Annotated in this window: 13 protein-coding genes, 1 tRNA gene and 1 rRNA gene; 6 read left to right on the top strand and 9 right to left on the bottom strand. The window is 37.7% G+C overall.

Features of this window, described 5'->3' with window-relative positions; genetic code table 11:
• Window positions 1-2 precede the first annotated feature (2 nt).
• The 3 genes from ACFSQJ_RS19815 to ACFSQJ_RS19825 are packed head-to-tail and all read left to right on the top strand — an operon-like array spanning window position 3 to window position 1383.
• Window positions 3-398 carry a hypothetical protein gene (locus ACFSQJ_RS19815; protein ID WP_377768655.1) on the top strand — a complete coding sequence of 132 codons (396 nt, stop codon included), beginning with the start codon at window positions 3-5 and terminating at the stop codon, window positions 396-398.
• 44 nt (window positions 399-442) lie between these two features.
• On the top strand, window positions 443-985 hold the full coding sequence (locus tag ACFSQJ_RS19820; protein ID WP_377768656.1) for an MOSC domain-containing protein: 543 nt from the start codon (window positions 443-445) through the stop codon (window positions 983-985).
• Window positions 986-1011: 26 nt separating this feature from the next.
• Window positions 1012-1383 (top strand): hypothetical protein, encoded by a 372-nt coding sequence (locus tag ACFSQJ_RS19825; protein WP_377768657.1) that lies wholly within the window; start codon window positions 1012-1014, stop codon window positions 1381-1383.
• 394 nt (window positions 1384-1777) lie between these two features.
• On the opposite strand, the gene ACFSQJ_RS19830 is transcribed toward ACFSQJ_RS19825, so the two are convergent.
• From ACFSQJ_RS19830 to nhaD, 8 genes are all read right to left on the bottom strand, one after another.
• The gene (locus ACFSQJ_RS19830; RefSeq protein WP_377768658.1) at window positions 1778-2338 is read right to left on the bottom strand and encodes a BfmA/BtgA family mobilization protein; all 561 of its coding nucleotides are present in this window, start codon (window positions 2336-2338) and stop codon (window positions 1778-1780) included.
• Between the two features lie 166 nt (window positions 2339-2504).
• The gene (locus ACFSQJ_RS19835; protein WP_377768659.1) at window positions 2505-3788 is read right to left on the bottom strand and encodes a site-specific integrase; all 1284 of its coding nucleotides are present in this window, start codon (window positions 3786-3788) and stop codon (window positions 2505-2507) included.
• 231 nt (window positions 3789-4019) lie between these two features.
• Window positions 4020-4094 (bottom strand) — tRNA-Val (locus ACFSQJ_RS19840).
• Window positions 4095-4166: 72 nt separating this feature from the next.
• Window positions 4167-5378, bottom strand: coding sequence for a bifunctional folylpolyglutamate synthase/dihydrofolate synthase (locus tag ACFSQJ_RS19845; protein ID WP_377768660.1), 1212 nt, complete (start codon window positions 5376-5378; stop codon window positions 4167-4169).
• Entirely contained in the window at window positions 5378-6289 is a 912-nt protein-coding gene (locus ACFSQJ_RS19850) for an energy transducer TonB (protein ID WP_377768661.1), read from the bottom strand. The genes ACFSQJ_RS19845 and ACFSQJ_RS19850 overlap by 1 nt, the downstream gene beginning before the upstream one ends.
• On the bottom strand, window positions 6289-6675 hold the full coding sequence (locus ACFSQJ_RS19855) for an ExbD/TolR family protein (protein ID WP_339337558.1): 387 nt from the start codon (window positions 6673-6675) through the stop codon (window positions 6289-6291). Before ACFSQJ_RS19855 ends, ACFSQJ_RS19850 begins: the two co-directional genes overlap by 1 nt.
• A 7-nt stretch (window positions 6676-6682) precedes the next feature.
• Window positions 6683-7375 carry a MotA/TolQ/ExbB proton channel family protein gene (locus ACFSQJ_RS19860; protein WP_377768662.1) on the bottom strand — a complete coding sequence of 231 codons (693 nt, stop codon included), beginning with the start codon at window positions 7373-7375 and terminating at the stop codon, window positions 6683-6685.
• Window positions 7376-7430: 55 nt separating this feature from the next.
• The gene (gene nhaD / locus ACFSQJ_RS19865; RefSeq protein WP_377768663.1) at window positions 7431-8759 is read right to left on the bottom strand and encodes a sodium:proton antiporter NhaD; all 1329 of its coding nucleotides are present in this window, start codon (window positions 8757-8759) and stop codon (window positions 7431-7433) included.
• A 245-nt stretch (window positions 8760-9004) separates the two neighbouring features.
• Here nhaD and ACFSQJ_RS19870 point away from each other — a divergent pair, with 245 nt between their 5' ends.
• The 3 genes from ACFSQJ_RS19870 (at window position 9005) to ACFSQJ_RS19880 (ending at window position 16455) form a co-directional block, all read left to right on the top strand.
• Window positions 9005-10147: an acyl-CoA dehydrogenase gene (locus ACFSQJ_RS19870; RefSeq protein WP_377768664.1), complete on the top strand. Its 1143-nt coding sequence runs from the start codon at window positions 9005-9007 to the stop codon at window positions 10145-10147.
• A gap of 326 nt (window positions 10148-10473) precedes the next feature.
• The gene (gene gltB / locus ACFSQJ_RS19875; protein ID WP_377768665.1) at window positions 10474-14979 is read left to right on the top strand and encodes a glutamate synthase large subunit; all 4506 of its coding nucleotides are present in this window, start codon (window positions 10474-10476) and stop codon (window positions 14977-14979) included.
• A 9-nt stretch (window positions 14980-14988) separates the two neighbouring features.
• Window positions 14989-16455: a glutamate synthase subunit beta gene (locus ACFSQJ_RS19880; protein WP_377768666.1), complete on the top strand. Its 1467-nt coding sequence runs from the start codon at window positions 14989-14991 to the stop codon at window positions 16453-16455.
• Window positions 16456-16577: 122 nt separating this feature from the next.
• On the opposite strand, the gene rrf is transcribed toward ACFSQJ_RS19880, so the two are convergent.
• A 5S ribosomal RNA gene (rrf, locus tag ACFSQJ_RS19885) occupies window positions 16578-16669 on the bottom strand; the annotation flags it as partial.

The following is a 16669-nucleotide window of genomic DNA, read 5'->3' on the forward strand; positions in this document are numbered from 1 at the left end:
CAATGAAAAAAATCAAAATAATAGTCTCAATATTAGTTTTAAGTTCTAATGCACTAATTGCCCAAACCTATGTTTCTCCCAAACAAAGAACAACAACAAATGGATTTGCAGATAGGGTTGAAACAGAGCTCGTCAAAAAAATTATTATAGATGAGAATAGCTTCCACGCGGGATTACCTGATGGAGACATTTTAAGTGGTTCTATTGAACTATTTAGAACCATAGAAAGAGATAATGAAAAACGAACAGTATATAAGATAGTTTCTGGCGGAATACTAAGTATTAATGATGATTTAGAAGATGATAATTGGGATAGCATTGTAATAAATCTATTGGCAACTTCTAAGAAAAAAGTCTACACTTTTTGGTTGACAAAGGGAAACAAAGGAGATGATTAGAAATAAGAATAGTTCATTTTCAAGATTGAATAGAATAAAAAGGAATGAAAGGAATAGTAAAATCAGTAAGCAAAAGTGAGGGACATACTTTTAGCAAATTTAACTGTAACCAAATTGTATTACTTAAAGGTTTAGGAGTTAAAGGTGATGCTCATTTAGGTAAAAATGTGAAACACCGCTCAAGGGTAGCCAAAGACCCGAGCCAACCTAATTTAAGGCAAGTGCACCTAATTCATTCTGAACTATTTGCTGAGCTAAGCGAAAAAGGATTCCATATCAAAGATGGTGAAATTGGAGAAAATATTACTACAAAAGGAATAGACTTATTGAGTTTACCCAAAGGAACAATCTTAAGTTTAGGTCAAACCGCAAAAATTGAGGTGACTGGTTTAAGAAACCCGTGCAAACAACTTGATGAACTACAAAAAGGATTAATGAAGGCTGTTTTAGACAAAGATGAGAAAGGAAATTTAATTCGAAAATCTGGCATAATGGGAATTGTATTAGAAGGAGGTGAAGTGAAAAATGGTGATAACATAAAAGTAGAATTACCACCAAGGCCACATTTGAAATTGGAGCGAGTATAAAAAAGATATTAATATTTCTCACACTATTGCTTGGAGTTTTTGGCTGTAGCCAAGAAGATGACTATGAAAATGAAGATGATTGCTTCTTAATTTCTGGCATTCCCATAATGGGTATTGATTCTCCAGCAAATGGACGAATAAATGAAATAATAAATATTGAAGTAGCACTGTCATTTCCTAGCCGATGTGCTTCTTTCAATGGATTTAATGATACCATTGACGGAAACATAGTTACAATAAAGGCCAAACCTGTAGAACTTTGCAGAACCGATAACACCTGTGCTACAATCATTTTGACCATTGTTGATTATGAGTTCATTGCTACTGAACCAGGTATATACACTTTGAACTTCATAGATTCTGATGATATAAGTACAGTAAAGGTCACAATTGAGTAAAGGTTTAAACTTTGCCAATATGAGGAGAAAATTAATAGTAATAATACTTTTTAGGGAAGGCTACATCAGGAAACAGTAGTAGAAGTTATTAAAGAAGAATAATACATTGATTTTCCACTCGACATCAAGTGATTTATATCTAAGCGTAAATAATTGAAATGATTCAAAAACGGAATAAAGTGATGCATTTATGTAGCTCTTAGTATTTGTCTCTATGTCAAGATAAATTTCTGTTTTTTTAATGGGTTGTGACTCGAAAGTGGTCCTGGCCAGACTTTTTTTCTCACAATAAATTTATAGTTCTTATTGAATAAGTAAGATGCGAGCGAAACTTTGTTTCGTGCTGCAAGCCCCAAAGCTTACCAAACTTCATCCTATCTTCTTGCGAGGTAAATCATAGTTCTTGTCCTAGAACTTTCTTCAAACTTTCTAAATCATTCTTATTAATATCCAGTTTAAAGTATGCTTTACCAAATCTTGGTTTTTCTTGCTTCACTTTATTAAGTAGTTTCAATACTTTGTTTCGCTCCTTTTTCCAGTTTTCTTTGAGGATATAGTTGTCGTATTGGGTAATCCTATCTTTTTTTAAAGACTGTTCAAACATTCTCTTTTCAAACTCCAAACTCTCCTTTCTGTCCCTTTCTTCATTCTCTGCATATTCAAACAATTTCTTGAGCTTATCATGGGTCGGTCTTAATTGTTCCTGCTCCATTCTTCGTAGTAGTTCTTCTATATAATCTAAGCGTTTATTTAGTCGATGCTCAAATCCCATATGTTTCATTAGATATTTATTCTTTGGTGAGATATTTGCCCCCTCAAAAAAGTCCATCATGAGCTCCAAGGTAAGTGTATGCGATTTTGAAATCTTCTTTGAAAACTCCCGATATCTTCCAGCGGTAATCCGACTGATGCTTATCGCCGAAAATTCACTTTTATTCTTCTTTTCCTGTTCCATTACAGTAATTTTTTTGAGGTTTGATAGGGTTTGACAATTCTTTTTCTTGTTTTTGCGACAAAAATAATTTTGATGCTATTTTCAATTAATTGAAAATCAATGGTTTGAACAACGTAACATCGCTTTAGCGTGTTACCCTCTTGCTTTACAAAACCCCTCCTCTCAGTCAGGATTTTGAAACCTTTTTCTCATAGGATTCGAACCCAAAATTTGGATTCGAACCCAAAAAGCCGTCTTCGAACCTCGCTTCCAATCCGCTCATTTCCTCACTGATTTTTTCATCCAGTACACGCGCATAAATTTGTGTGGTCCCTAAATTACTATGTCCTAACATTTTTGAAACCGTCTCTATCGGCACTCCATTTAGTAAAGTCACAGTAGTAGCAAACGTATGTCTCGCCATATGGAAGGTTAGGTTTTTGTTTATACCACATGCATCTGCCACTTCCTTCAGGTAACTATTTAATTTCTGATTGGAAATTTTCGGAAAAAGGTTACCACCCTTACGTTTCGGATGATTCTGATATTGTTTGACAAGCGGCATCGTAGGGCCAATCAAAGGAAGTTTGAAGGTATTTTTAGTTTTAAGCCTTTTGGTACTTATCCAGTACTTCCCATCAATACCAATAACGATATTATTATCAGTCAAATTCATTATGTCGCAATAGGCAATCCCAGTGTAGCAGCTAAAAATAAACAAGTCTTTCACAATTCTAAGTCGCTCGATTTTCGTACGATACTCTTGAATGTCTTGAAGCTCCTTTAAGGTTAAAAACTCCCGTTCTTTTTTCTCCATTCTTACCTTGAATTTTTGAAAAGGGTTTCGTTCTATCCAATCATTATTGACCGCCATCGTAGTCATTTTTCGCAAACGCTGAATATGCTTCATTGCCCCATTATTGGAAAGCTTTCCATGATAGTGAACTGGATGTAATTTGCGCAGAAATGTTTCAAATCCTACGATGAATCGATGGTCAAGCAAGCACAATTTATAATCTTCGCTCCTGTAGTGCTTCTTTATGTATCTGAGAAGATATTTTTGGGTGGTCTTGTAGTGACTGATAGTCGCTTTACTCAAAAGGTGGGCACCATGAGTATTATGGTATTCAAAGAGTGCCATCAAGGTCATTTGGCTCTCATCTTCGCCAAAATATTTGGCCTTGACCATCTGTGGTGTGATATGGGGCGTCTGGGAGCGCAACTCTCTATAGCATTGGAAAAGTTCGGATTCTACTTCTTTTAAATATCGATTAATTTCTTGGGATTCTTTGGTACGACCCAATACTTTGGATGCCTTGCTATCCCACATATCTACTGGGATAGTGTACTTCAGGCTTAGGTTTGCTCTACGCGAATCGAGGGTGATTCGAGCATAGATTTTTGCTGTATTGTCATCTCTTCTGGCTGTACTTATCCAGAAACTGATGGAAAATGTTGACCGAGTTCTCATAGGTTTTGTGTTAAATTAAACGAAAATCACCTACGAAAGTCAAATCTTAAATCACTGTAATATAACCAATTACAAGCTTATTCGGTTAACACTTTACAAAGAAATTTTTACTAACCGATTTACAGACCAAAACATCCCATTTTAAACGATATCATATGATAGCCTTAAAAATGCAAAACCTTGCAAATCAATAAGATATGCAAGGTTTTGTTTTTATTTAAACTCTAAAGGTGGGCGCTGAGGGATTCGAACCCCCGACCCCCTCGGTGTAAACGAGGTGCTCTGAACCAACTGAGCTAAGCGCCCCAATCTTTTCCCGATTAGGGTGTGCAAATATAGCACCATTTTTTATTTGGCAAAAAGAATCAACTAAAAATATTAGACAATTTCTGCAACCACAAAAGTACTGCCACCAATATACAAGAAATCGTTTTTCTTAGCCCTACTCTTGGCAAATTGAAAACCTTCTAAAACTGACTTGTAAGCTTCTCCATTTAAATCAAAATCTCTTGCTAATTGTCGTAGTTTTTTTACCTGCAAACCCCTTGGAACGTTGGGACATACAAAATAATACATTGCGTCTTTTGGCAGCATGGATAAAATAACATCAAGTTTTTTATCATTTACAAAACCTACAACCATGTGTAGTTTGTCGAAAGATTGTTGTTTTATCTGATTTAGAACCAAAGCCAACCCCTCTTTATTATGGGCGGTATCACAGATTATTGTGGGCTCTTGCCCCAATTGTTGCCATCTTCCTAATAAACCTGTGTTTTTTACAACACTAAGTAGCCCCTTGGTAATATGCTTTTTTTTGATTTTAAAACCTGTCAGCTCTTTTAAACAAGCCAAAACTCCTTTTACGTTTTTAGTTTGATACTTGCCTAACAAATCTGTAGGATAAACCACAATATCCTTTTGGTCGGCAAAAACAATACTTGATTTTTTCTGTGATGCCAGCATACTGAATATACCTTTTGTCTCAGCCTGAGTTTCGCTAACAACCACCGGAACTCCTTTTTTAATGATTCCTGCCTTCTCTAAAGCAATCTTTTCAAGTGTATCGCCCAAGAGGTGGATATGGTCGAGACCTATATTCGTAATCAACGAAACTTCTGGAACAATAATGTTGGTAGAATCTAAGCGACCCCCAAGGCCCACTTCAATAACGGCAATATCTACTTTCTGTTCGGCAAAATAGTGAAATGCCATTCCTACGGTCATTTCAAAAAAAGAAAGTGCGTGCTCTTCCAAAAAAAACTTATTGATAGCAATGAACCGCTTTACGTTTTTTTTACTGATTTTTTTTCCATTAATCTTTATCCGTTCCCTAAAATCTTTTAGGTGTGGAGAAGTGTATAGACCTACTTTATAACCTGCTTCTTGTAATACAGATGCCAACATATGACAACTAGAACCTTTACCATTAGTTCCCGCAACATGAATAGATTTAAACTTTTTTTCAGGATTATTTAAATGAAGTGCAAAGTTGATACTATTATCGAGCTTATCTTTATAGGCTATTTTACCTTTTTGCTGATACATTGGAAGTTGGGCAAACATCCAATCTAAGGTCTCTTTATACTTCACTACTGCCCCAATTTAAAATTGACTACCACAAAACCGATTTGCTGTGTAGGGGCTTTAGCATCAAGATTCCATTTATGCAGAAATGCAGTTTTTCTTGCAGGTTCGAGTAAACAAGGCGCATTATTAGTGGTACCCTTCACACCAGGTGTCGCTTTGATTACCTTTCCGTTTTTATCTACTACGATACGTACTACAACTCGACCATCTTCATTACATTCTTGTTGCACCTTACCTTTACTTACCAAAGATCTTCCATTAAGACCATAGCCTCCTGTTCCACTTCCGCTGCCAGGGGCTCCATAATAACTCGTGGCATACGGATTACCGGCAGGATTTCCTTTATCACCAGCTTTGTTATCATCGCCCTCACTGCCAGAATCATTTCCATCAGATTTACCAATGCCGCCCATTAAAGCATCCAATTTTTTCTTCTTAGCTTCCTGTTCAGCTAGTTTTCTTTCTTCTGCTTCTCTTTTTTCACGTGCAACACGAGCAGCTTCAGCTTTTTTTCTTTCAGCGGCCTCATCAGCTTTACGTTTAGCTTCTCGCTGCTGCTTAATTTTTATGGATTCCTCACTCTCTTGCGTTATGAGTTTTTCTGTTGGAGACTCTTTTTCTACAACTTCTTCTTCAACAGGCTGTTGCTCCACAACTTCTTGGATTTTTTCCTGAACCTGCTCAGGTACATTCGGTGTTTCGGGAATATCCAAAGGTTCTGACCTTATCTTCTCTTTTGGCTGAACTTTTCCGCTACCAAAATCCATTGTACCAAAATTTATGGCAATTCCGCTTTCTTCAGGTGGGTCTAAATAGGTAAGCCCTATGTAAAATAATAGCAGCAAAAGAACACTCAATAAAAGTGTAGTAAGTGTAAATGATTTTTTCTTGTGTCTCGTGTCTAAAAGTGGCATTATTTTGGCCGCACGGCCAGAATCACCTTATAGTTATTCTTGTTGGCAATGTCCATCACGTTAACAGCCTCTTTAATGGCTACGCTTTGTTCTGCCCTTAGGATAATCGTGGGTTTCTCTTGACCTTTTAGTGCTTTTTTTAATTCAATTTCAATGTACTCTCCGTTAATCTGTTCATTATTAACGTAATATTTCAAATCCTTATCAATAGTGACCGAAACATTCTGTGTGTTCGTAGACTTTCCTTTGGCTTTTGGCAAAAGTAAATCTAAGGCATTAGGCGCATTAGATGTCAGCATAAAAAACACCAATAACAAGAAAACAATATCTGTCATTGAAGACATGCTGAACTCTGGACTAACCTTATTTCTTCCTTTTAACTTCATTATAAAATTATATAGGCTCGTTAAGTAAATCCAAAAACTCTACTGCGTTGGCCTCCATCTTGTGCACTACTTTGTCGGTTCTGTTTACCAAGTGGTTATATCCTATATAGGCAATAATTCCTACCACTAATCCAGCTACCGTTGTCGTCATCGCAGTATAGATACCTGATGCCAAAGAGCCCATTTCTGCCTGGCCACCACTACTTGCCATTTCATGAAATGCCAAAATCATACCAATTACCGTTCCTAAAAAACCAATCATTGGGGCAGCTCCGGCCACAGTGGCCAAAATACTTACATTCTTTTCTAATTTATAGACCTCAAGAGTACCCGCATTTTCAATGGCGGTATTGATATCATCTAAAGGTTTACCTATACGTGAAACGCCTTTTTCCGTTAAACGAGCTACAGGAGAATCTGTCTGCGCACATAACAATTTTGCTGCTTCAAGTTTACCGTTCATGACATGGTCACGAATTTGATTCATAAAGTTTTTATCAATTTTAGAAGCTGCTTTTATCGCAAAAATTCGCTCAAAATAAATGTATAGTGCTACAAAAAGTAATATGAAAAGCACTGAAATAATAACGATACTACCTGTACCGCCATTAACGATTAAATCAATTACTGAAAGTGTTTTTTCTTCAGAAATAGATGCCATAGTTTCTGCACCGTCTTCCAAATCTTGAAATAGTATCATAAAGTATCCCCAATTTTAGTTGCAATAATAACGCAGTTTTGGGAATAAAATTATGCTAAAGAACAAAATCACGCAAAGCAATAAATACTATTCCCCCTGCAACAAAGCCTATAAAGGCCAACCAGGCGATTTTCTTTAGATACCAGAAGAAATCTATTTTCTCCATACCCATCGCAACTACACCTGCAGCAGAGCCTATAATTAGCATACTACCACCTGTACCCGCAGAATAGGCAATAAAGTGCCATAATGGATGGTCTGGACCCTCTGAAAACATGCCCATACTTGCCGCTACCAATGGAACGTTATCGATTACCGCAGAGCCAACACCAAGTAACATTACTACGATATCCCTTTGTGGTATGGCTTCATTCAAACTTTCGGCATAATTAAATAGAATACCTAAAGATTCTAAGGCAGCAACAGCAAGTAAGATTCCTAAAAAGAACAATATACTGGGCAATTCAATTTTGGTCAATGCAGAATGTACTGGGCTATGATGAGAGGCTTCATGATGATCCTCGTCCATAGCCGAACTAATACTAAACTTGGCATTACTATAAATTTCGGCAAAGGTAGCTACCACGGCCAGTGAAAGCATCATGCCCACATATGGTGGTAAATGCGTAATTGTTTTAAAGAATGGAACAAAAACGATAGCTCCTAATCCTAAATACAGCATAGTAGATCCATATTTTGATTTTGAACCTTCTTGCTTCTCCTCAATATCTACCTGACCTCTAAAAGCTTTAAATCTGCTTGCAACCAAGGTTGGCACAATCATACAAACTATTGAAGGCAACAGCACATGTAAAACTAATGAGCCAGCTTCAACCTTGCCCGCTATCCACAACATAGTAGTAGTTACATCACCAATCGGAGACCAGGCCCCACCTGCGTTGGCATTAATTATTATTAGACCTGCAAACCATAATCTAGTTTCACGATCTTTAATTACTTTCTGTAGGATGGTTATTAAAACAATTGTGGCCGTAAGGTTATCAATGATAGCCGATAAAATAAAGGCTAGAATGGAAAAAATCCATAGGAGCTTGCGCTTGCTGCGCGTTTTAATGTATCCTTTTATGGTAGCGAAGCCATCGAAGTAATCAATAATCTCTACTATGGTCATTGCACCGAGTAAAAACACCAGTATTTCAGCGGTTTTACCAAGATGATGCAGTAGTATTTCATCTATATGTGTGGGCTCCAACTCTTTGAGCTGGGCATTTACCTCAAAAACATCTAAATGGGCCAAAGCAATGATAGCCCACAGAATCGCCATCATTGCTAGTGCGGGAATAAGTTTGTCAATTTTTAGATTATGCTCTAATGTTATGGCTAAATAACCCGCAAGAAATATGATTATAATTATGGTTTCCATTTTCAGTTGGTTTTAAAAATGATTTCGTAAGATTATAAATAATTAGGTGATGTCCTAAAGATATTTAAACTAAGATGATTTTCATCATCTTATTAGGTACTAATATAAGGATTGATAAAAAAGCCTCCCAAGACAGGGCTATTTTTTTTGAAAATTCAATTATTCTTGTATTTCAGCTAAAATCTCTGAAAAATCAACAGGCAAGCCATATATTTGCACTATATTTTTATTTATTTCACAATAGTATGGACTTTACCCTTTCAGAAGAGCAATTAATGATTCAACAAGCTGCAAGAGACTTTGCACAAAACGAATTATTACCAGGTATTATTGAGCGAGATGATGCTCAGAAATTTCCAGCGGAACAGGTTAAAAAAATGGGGGAACTTGGTTTCCTTGGTATGATGGTTGATTCTAAATACGGTGGTAGCGGGCTAGACACATTATCTTACGTTATTGCTATGGAAGAACTCTCGAAAATAGATGCCTCGGCATCCGTTATCGTTTCGGTAAACAATTCTTTAGTATGCTGGGGTCTAGAAACCTTCGGAAATGAAGAACAAAAAGAAAAATATTTAACGCGCTTGGCATCGGGGGAAATTATTGGTGCCTTCTGCCTTTCAGAACCTGAGGCCGGTAGTGATGCTACTTCACAAAAAACCACAGCAATTGATAAAGGCGACCATTATATCTTAAACGGAACAAAAAACTGGATAACCAACGGAAACTCTGCCGAAGTCTATCTGGTTATTGCCCAAACAGATGCTGATAAAGGACACAAAGGAATCAACGCCTTAATAGTTGAAAAAGGCGCGGAAGGATTTGAAATAGGTCCTAAAGAGAACAAATTAGGCATTAGAGGTAGTGATACACATTCTTTATTATTTAACGACGTTAAAGTACCGAAAGAGAATAGAATGGGAGAAGATGGTTTTGGTTTCAAATTTGCAATGAAAACCTTGGCTGGCGGAAGAATTGGTATTGCGGCTCAAGCATTGGGTATTGCCGCCGGAGCATATGAGTTGGCTTTAAAATATTCAAAAGAACGCAAAGCTTTCGGGACTGAAATCTCTAATCATCAGGCAATCGCTTTTAAATTGGCCGATATGCACACCAAAATTCAAGCTGCCCGTCATTTGGTCTACAAAGCTGCTTGGGATAAAGACAACGGTAATGATTATACTTTATCTGGGGCAATGGCCAAATTGTACGCTGCAGAAACAGCAATGGAAGTAGCAACGGAAGCCGTACAAATTCATGGGGGTAACGGCTTTGTAAAAGATTATCACGTTGAACGCATGATGAGAGATGCTAAAATCACCCAGATTTATGAAGGCACCTCAGAAATACAAAAAATAGTAATCTCTAGGAGCATTCTAAGAGATTAAGAATTTATAACGATATTTTTATTTTAAACACCCCTATATAATTTAGGGGTGCTTGTTTTTATTTCTATTTTGTAGCGACTAAGTCGTACAAATAATCGACCAAACCCCTGTTCAATTCGCTTTACGCCTTAAAAACGTCCATTTTTTGTTGTCAACCTAGAAAATAATAGTCTAAAATTTGCAATTTGATAATTTGAAAGGTGCTTAATTTACATATTGCATATTTTTTAACACTTTTTTATATCTACTGATTTTTTTCTTGCATTTAAATTAAATCTTAATTAATAATTCAATGCTTATGATATTTTTGAAGAAATACCATAATCATGAAGCTAGAAAAACAAGGATTATATCTTCCCGAATTTGAACACGACAATTGTGGCGCAGGGTTCATTTGCAGTTTAAAAGGAAAAAAATCCAATGATATTATCCATAAAGCCTTGGAAATACTTGTTAAGCTTGAGCACCGAGGCGCTGTAAGCTCTGATGGTAAAACCGGAGATGGCGCAGGTATTTTAATTGACATTCCGCACGATTTCTTTGTGGAGGAATGTGAATTTGAACTTCCTAAAGCAGGAGAATATGCCGTGAGTAATGTTTTTCTTCCTCAAAAAGAAAATCAAAGAACATTCTGTATTTCTGTATTTGAAGAAAATATAAAAAAGCAAGGCCTTCAATTATTAGGGTGGCGCGATGTGCCTGTAAACAGAGCTATTCCCGGCAGAATTGCTACGGAAACAGAGCCTTTTGTAAAACAAGTGTTTATTGAAAAGCAAAATGAATTAGATGATTTTCAATTCAATTTAAAACTATTTATAGCAAGAAAAATCACGGAGCACACTATAATCTCATCTAAATTATCTCAAAGTCAGTTTTTCTACCTACCGAGCCTATCGACAAAAATTATCATTTTTAAAGGGCTTTTGATTCCTGAGGATATCAGTAGATATTATAAAGACTTGCAAGACCCAAGAGTTGTAACAAGGCTGGCTTTAGTACATCAACGTTTTTCTACAAACACTTTTCCTACCTGGGATCTGGCACAACCTTTCCGCTACATGTGCCATAATGGCGAAATAAACACATTACGCGGCAATGTTGCACGCATGAAGTCTCGTGAAGAATTGATGCAAAGCGATTGGTTCGGTGAAGACATCAAAAACATTTTACCTGTCGTGCTGCCGTTAAAATCAGATTCCGCCAGTATGGATATGGTCGTTGAACTGCTCTTAATGACAGGAAGATCACTTCCAGAAGTTATGATGATGTTGGTACCGGAAGCTTGGGAAAAGAATACAGAAATGTCAGAGGCCAAAAGGGCCTTCTATGAATACAATTCTTGTTTAATGGAGCCATGGGATGGCCCTGCCTCAATACCTTTTACAGATGGAAACTATATAGGCGCTGTGCTAGACAGAAACGGACTTCGCCCCTCAAGGTATACCGTAACTAAAAAGGGTTATGTAATCATGTCTTCCGAAACGGGTGTGGTAGATTTACAGCCCGAAGATGTTGAACTTCACGGTCGTTTAGAACCCGGAAAAATGTTTTTAGTGAACATGGAGGAAGGCCGCATCATAAACGATGAAGAGGTCAAAGAAACCATTGCCAAAAAACATCCCTATAAAAAATGGCTAAAGAATAATTTGGTTCATTTAAAGGATATTCCCTATAACGACTGCCCTGTTTTCTTTGGTGAATTTCCTTTGGAAACTAGACGTTCCGCTTTTGGGTACACCCAAGAAGATATCAATACCATTATTATGCCTATGGCAAAAAATGGAAAAGAACCGATTGGTTCTATGGGCTCAGATACACCTATTGCGGTACTTTCTGAGCGTCCACAATTAATTTACAATTACTTTAAGCAATTATTTGCCCAAGTAACAAATCCGCCTCTTGACGGAATTCGAGAAGAATTGATTACAGATATTAGCCTAACCCTAGGGAGCGACCATAATATATTCGACTTTACCGAAAAACACTGCAGAAAGCTAAAAATTCAAAATCCGGTAATATCAAAAGAGGATTTGGATAAAATAAAAAATTACGATTCGAACCCAGACTATAAAGTAGTATCAATACCTATTTTATACGAAGTCAATAAAGGTCATAATGGTCTAGAAGAAGCCTTGGATGGTATTTTGAAAAAGGCGATGAACGCCATTGATGATGGTGCAAATATTATCATTTTATCCGATAGAATGGTAAGTAGCGAAATGGCCGCCATACCTGCATTGTTAGCCTGTTCTTTTGTAAACAGCGGATTGGGCAGAAATGGTAAAAGGTCTAAACTTAGCATCATAGTAGAATCCGCAGAGCCAAGAGAAGTACATCACTTCGCCTTACTATTCGGCTATGGGGCGAGTGCAATCAACCCATACTTGGTAAATGAAATAATAGGGCAACAGCTAGAAGAAAATGGTAGCGACGAGTATACCCTTCAAGAAGCTATAGAAAATTACAACAAGGCAGTTGGCAAGGGCATTCTTAAAGTAATGAACAAGATTGGCATCTCCACTCTAAACTCTTATCGAGGTTCTAGACTTTTCGAATGTATAGGGATAAATACCAAAGTTGTAGAAAAGTATTTCCCCAATACTCCAACGCGTATTCAAGGCATTGGTTTATATGAAATTGAAAAAGAGATAGCAAAGCGCCATGCAAAAGCCTTTAATACCAAAAAAGTAGCAGCTGATTTAGAATTAGAGATTGGTGGTGAATACAGATGGAGAAGAGATGGCGAAAAACATATGTTCAATCCCCTTAGCATCGCTAAACTTCAAAAGGCTGTTCGTAACAACGAACCGAATACCTATAAAGAATATTCAGATTTGGTAAATGAGCAATCAAAAAATCTGATGACCATTCGTGGTTTGTTCGAATTTTCAAACTACGATCCCGTGCCAATTGAAGAGGTGGAGCCATGGACTGAAATTGTCAAACGTTTTAAGACGGGAGCGATGTCTTACGGCAGTATCAGCAAAGAAGCCCATGAAAATTTGGCAATCGCAATGAATCGTATTGGCGGAAAAAGCAATTCTGGTGAAGGCGGGGAAGATGCAGAGCGATTTTATAAAAATCAATCTGGTGATTGGAAAAACAGCGCCATAAAACAAGTAGCTTCCGGAAGGTTTGGAGTAACTTCAAACTACTTGACCAATGCCAAAGAAATTCAAATAAAAATGGCTCAGGGTGCAAAGCCCGGCGAAGGAGGGCAATTACCAGGGCCAAAAGTAAACCCTGCTATTGCCAAAACAAGAAACTCTACCCCTTATGTAGGTCTCATATCACCACCGCCACATCATGACATTTATTCAATTGAAGATTTATCACAGCTAATTTTCGATTTAAAATCCGCAAATAGAGAGGCAAGAATAAATGTCAAACTTGTTTCCGAGGTTGGCGTAGGAACTGTAGCCGCCGGCGTTGCAAAAGCCAAAGCTGATGTTATACTAGTTTCCGGTTTTGATGGCGGAACAGGGGCCTCACCGCTTACCTCATTAAAACATGCTGGTTTACCATGGGAACTTGGTATTGCTGAAGCACAGCAAACCTTGGTTATGAACGATCTAAGAAACCGAATTGTTCTAGAATGTGATGGACAGTTAAAAACAGGCCGTGATGTAGCTATTGCCTGTTTATTGGGCGCTGAAGAATTTGGATTTGCCACCGCTCCTTTAGTAGCTTCTGGTTGTGTTATGATGCGTGTTTGCCATCTAAATACCTGCCCAGTAGGTATAGCTACGCAAAACCCTGAATTGCGCAAAAAATTTAAGGGAAAACCAGAGCATGTTGTCAACTATATGTACTTCATTGCTCAAGAACTTCGTGAAATTATGGCTAAGCTAGGCTTTAGAACCGTTAACGAGATGGTAGGCCAAGTACAGAAGTTAGATAGAAAAAAAGCTATAAACCATTACAAGGCTTCAGGTATAGATTTGACCCCAATTTTGCATCAAGTGGATGTTCCTGCGGGAACGAAATTTTATAATACCCAAAAGCAGCAACACAATGTTGATAAGTCTATAGAGTTTGATATAATAGAAAAAGCTAATCCTTCTTTGTTTAGAAAAGAAAAACTGACCTTAGATTTTCCTATTAAAAATACAGACAGAGCTATCGGTGCAATTCTTAGCAATGAAATATCAAAAGTTTATGGTGCCCAAGGGCTTCCAATAAATACCCTCAAAATAAATTTCACAGGTTCCGCTGGGCAGAGTTTTGGTGCATTTGCCACCAGAGGTCTTACATTAATCGTGAATGGAAATACTAATGATTACTTAGGAAAAGGATTATCAGGCGCTAAACTTGTTATAAAAGTGCCCGAAAAATCGACAATTACCCCAGAAGACAACGTTATCACCGGTAATGTGACCCTCTACGGCGCAACTGCTGGCAGGGCATATATCAATGGTAAAGCAGGTGAACGTTTTTGTGTTAGAAATTCTGGAGCAAAAGCAGTTGTTGAAGGCATTGGTGATCATGGTTGTGAATATATGACAGGTGGCGTAGCCGTTATTTTAGGAGAAGTAGGAAGAAACTTTGGGGCCGGTATGAGCGGAGGAATTGCTTACATTTTTGATAAAAACAAAACGTTTAGAAAGCAATGTAATTCTGAAGACCTCAATTTGTTGGGTGTCGAAGAAGACAACGATATAAAGCAGTTGAAAGATTTAATTGAAAGCCACTATAACTCAACATTAAGCCCATTAGCACAACGTATTTTAGAAAACTGGGAAGACTGCTTACCTAAGTTCATTAAGGTATTACCTGAAGAATACAGACAGGCCTTAATACGATTAGAGAATGAAAAAATGGAAACCATATAATTAGATAGCATGGGAAAGACGACCGGATTTATGGAATATGAGCGCAAAGATGAATCTTATGCTCCAGTTAAAGATAGGGTAAAACATTACAAAGAATTCACGAAACCGCTTAAAGAAAGTGAACTCAAAAACCAAGGTGCCCGTTGTATGGACTGCGGAATTCCGTTCTGTCATAGTGGCTGTCCACTTGGTAATTTAATCCCCGACTTTAATGATGCTGTTTACAAGGGTAAATGGGAGAAAGCAACAGAGATTCTACATGCCACGAACAATTTCCCTGAATTTACGGGAAGGCTGTGCCCTGCTCCTTGCGAAGAAGCTTGCGTTCTTGGCATCAATGAAGATCCTGTATCCATAGAAAATATTGAAAAGAATATTGTTGAAACGGCTTTTAAAAACAACTGGATAAAACCTAATCCACCACTAAAAAGAACTGACAAAACAGTTGCGGTTATCGGTTCTGGCCCAGCAGGCTTGGCAGCAGCTCAACAGTTAAATCGTGCAGGGCATACGGTAACAGTTTATGAAAGAGATGAAAAGATTGGAGGATTGCTTCGTTTTGGTATTCCTGATTTTAAGATGGAAAAAAATGTTATAGACCGGAGATTGAAAATACTTATAGAAGAAGGTATTCTATTTAAAACAGGAGTTCATATTGGCGTTGATATTAAAGCTCAAGAATTGAAAACTAAGTTCGATGCTATTGTGCTCTGTGGTGGAGCTACAATTCGAAGAAGTCTTCCTATTCCCGGGGCTGATTTAAAAGGAGTCGTTCAAGCAATGGATTTTCTGCCCCAAAATAATAGAAGAGTTGCCAAAACGAAAAACTTAGGGGAAGCCATTTTAGCAACAGGTAAAGATGTTGTTGTTATTGGTGGGGGAGACACAGGTTCTGATTGTATTGGAACCTCTATTAGGCAGGGAGCTAAATCTGTATCGAATTTTGAAATTATGCCTATGGCTACTACCGAACGCCCCGAAAATCATCCATGGCCCTTTTGGCCAATGCGTTTACGCACGAGTTCTTCACACAAAGAAGGAGCAGAACGTTTTTTTAGTATTTCAACTAAAAAATTTATTGGCGATAAGAATGGAAACTTAAAGAGTCTCGTCACCTCAGAGGTAGAATGGGAATTAAAGCCTGGGCAGAGACCCATTCTAAAAGAAATCGCAGGAACTGAAAAAGAATGGAAATGTGAACTGGCCTTATTGGCTTTAGGATTCACGGGTTCTGAAACAACCTTGGCTGATCAATTTGGTCTAGAATTAGATGCCAGAACAAACATTAAAGCTTCTGAGCAAGATTATAAAACTAACATTCCTGGTGTTTTTGTTGCCGGAGATCAAAGAAGAGGGCAATCACTAATTGTCTGGGCCATTTCAGAAGGAAGACAAGCTGCCCATCATATAGATGCTTATTTAATGGGAAAATCTGATTTACCACTTAAAGGAGAAGGCGATTTACCAAGAGTTTAACTTCTTGACATTATTATATTTAATCAGAAAAGGCAGGTAAAACCTGCCTTTTCCATCTTCTTTATTCGGTGTTGTCCTTATTGCATAAAAAAAGCCCCTTCATTTGACTGAAGGGGCTTCAAAGAAGGCGGCGACCTACTCTCCCACTTGGTGTAGCAGTACCATCGGCGCAAACGGGCTTAACTTCCCTGTTCGGGATGGGAAGGGGTGAACC

The sequence above is a fragment of the Croceitalea marina genome, from assembly GCF_042684265.1.
In the GTDB taxonomy this organism is placed as follows: Bacteria; Bacteroidota; Bacteroidia; order Flavobacteriales; family Flavobacteriaceae; genus Croceitalea; species Croceitalea marina.

Excerpts from the sequence above, each read along its gene's own strand:
- ACFSQJ_RS19815 (WP_377768655.1), top strand. The coding sequence starts at position 3 with ATGAAAAAAATCAAAATAATAGTCTCAATATTAGTTTTAAGTTCTAAT.
- ACFSQJ_RS19830 (WP_377768658.1), bottom strand. The coding sequence starts at position 2,338 with ATGGAACAGGAAAAGAAGAATAAAAGTGAATTTTCGGCGATAAGCATC.
- ACFSQJ_RS19835 (WP_377768659.1), bottom strand. The coding sequence starts at position 3,788 with ATGAGAACTCGGTCAACATTTTCCATCAGTTTCTGGATAAGTACAGCC.
- ACFSQJ_RS19850 (WP_377768661.1), bottom strand. The coding sequence starts at position 6,289 with ATGCCACTTTTAGACACGAGACACAAGAAAAAATCATTTACACTTACT.
- nhaD (WP_377768663.1), bottom strand. The coding sequence starts at position 8,759 with ATGGAAACCATAATTATAATCATATTTCTTGCGGGTTATTTAGCCATA.
- ACFSQJ_RS19860 (WP_377768662.1), bottom strand. The coding sequence starts at position 7,375 with ATGATACTATTTCAAGATTTGGAAGACGGTGCAGAAACTATGGCATCT.
- ACFSQJ_RS19820 (WP_377768656.1), top strand. The coding sequence starts at position 443 with ATGAAAGGAATAGTAAAATCAGTAAGCAAAAGTGAGGGACATACTTTT.
- gltB (WP_377768665.1), top strand. The coding sequence starts at position 10,474 with ATGAAGCTAGAAAAACAAGGATTATATCTTCCCGAATTTGAACACGAC.
- ACFSQJ_RS19870 (WP_377768664.1), top strand. The coding sequence starts at position 9,005 with ATGGACTTTACCCTTTCAGAAGAGCAATTAATGATTCAACAAGCTGCA.
- ACFSQJ_RS19880 (WP_377768666.1), top strand. The coding sequence starts at position 14,989 with ATGGGAAAGACGACCGGATTTATGGAATATGAGCGCAAAGATGAATCT.
- ACFSQJ_RS19855 (WP_339337558.1), bottom strand. The coding sequence starts at position 6,675 with ATGAAGTTAAAAGGAAGAAATAAGGTTAGTCCAGAGTTCAGCATGTCT.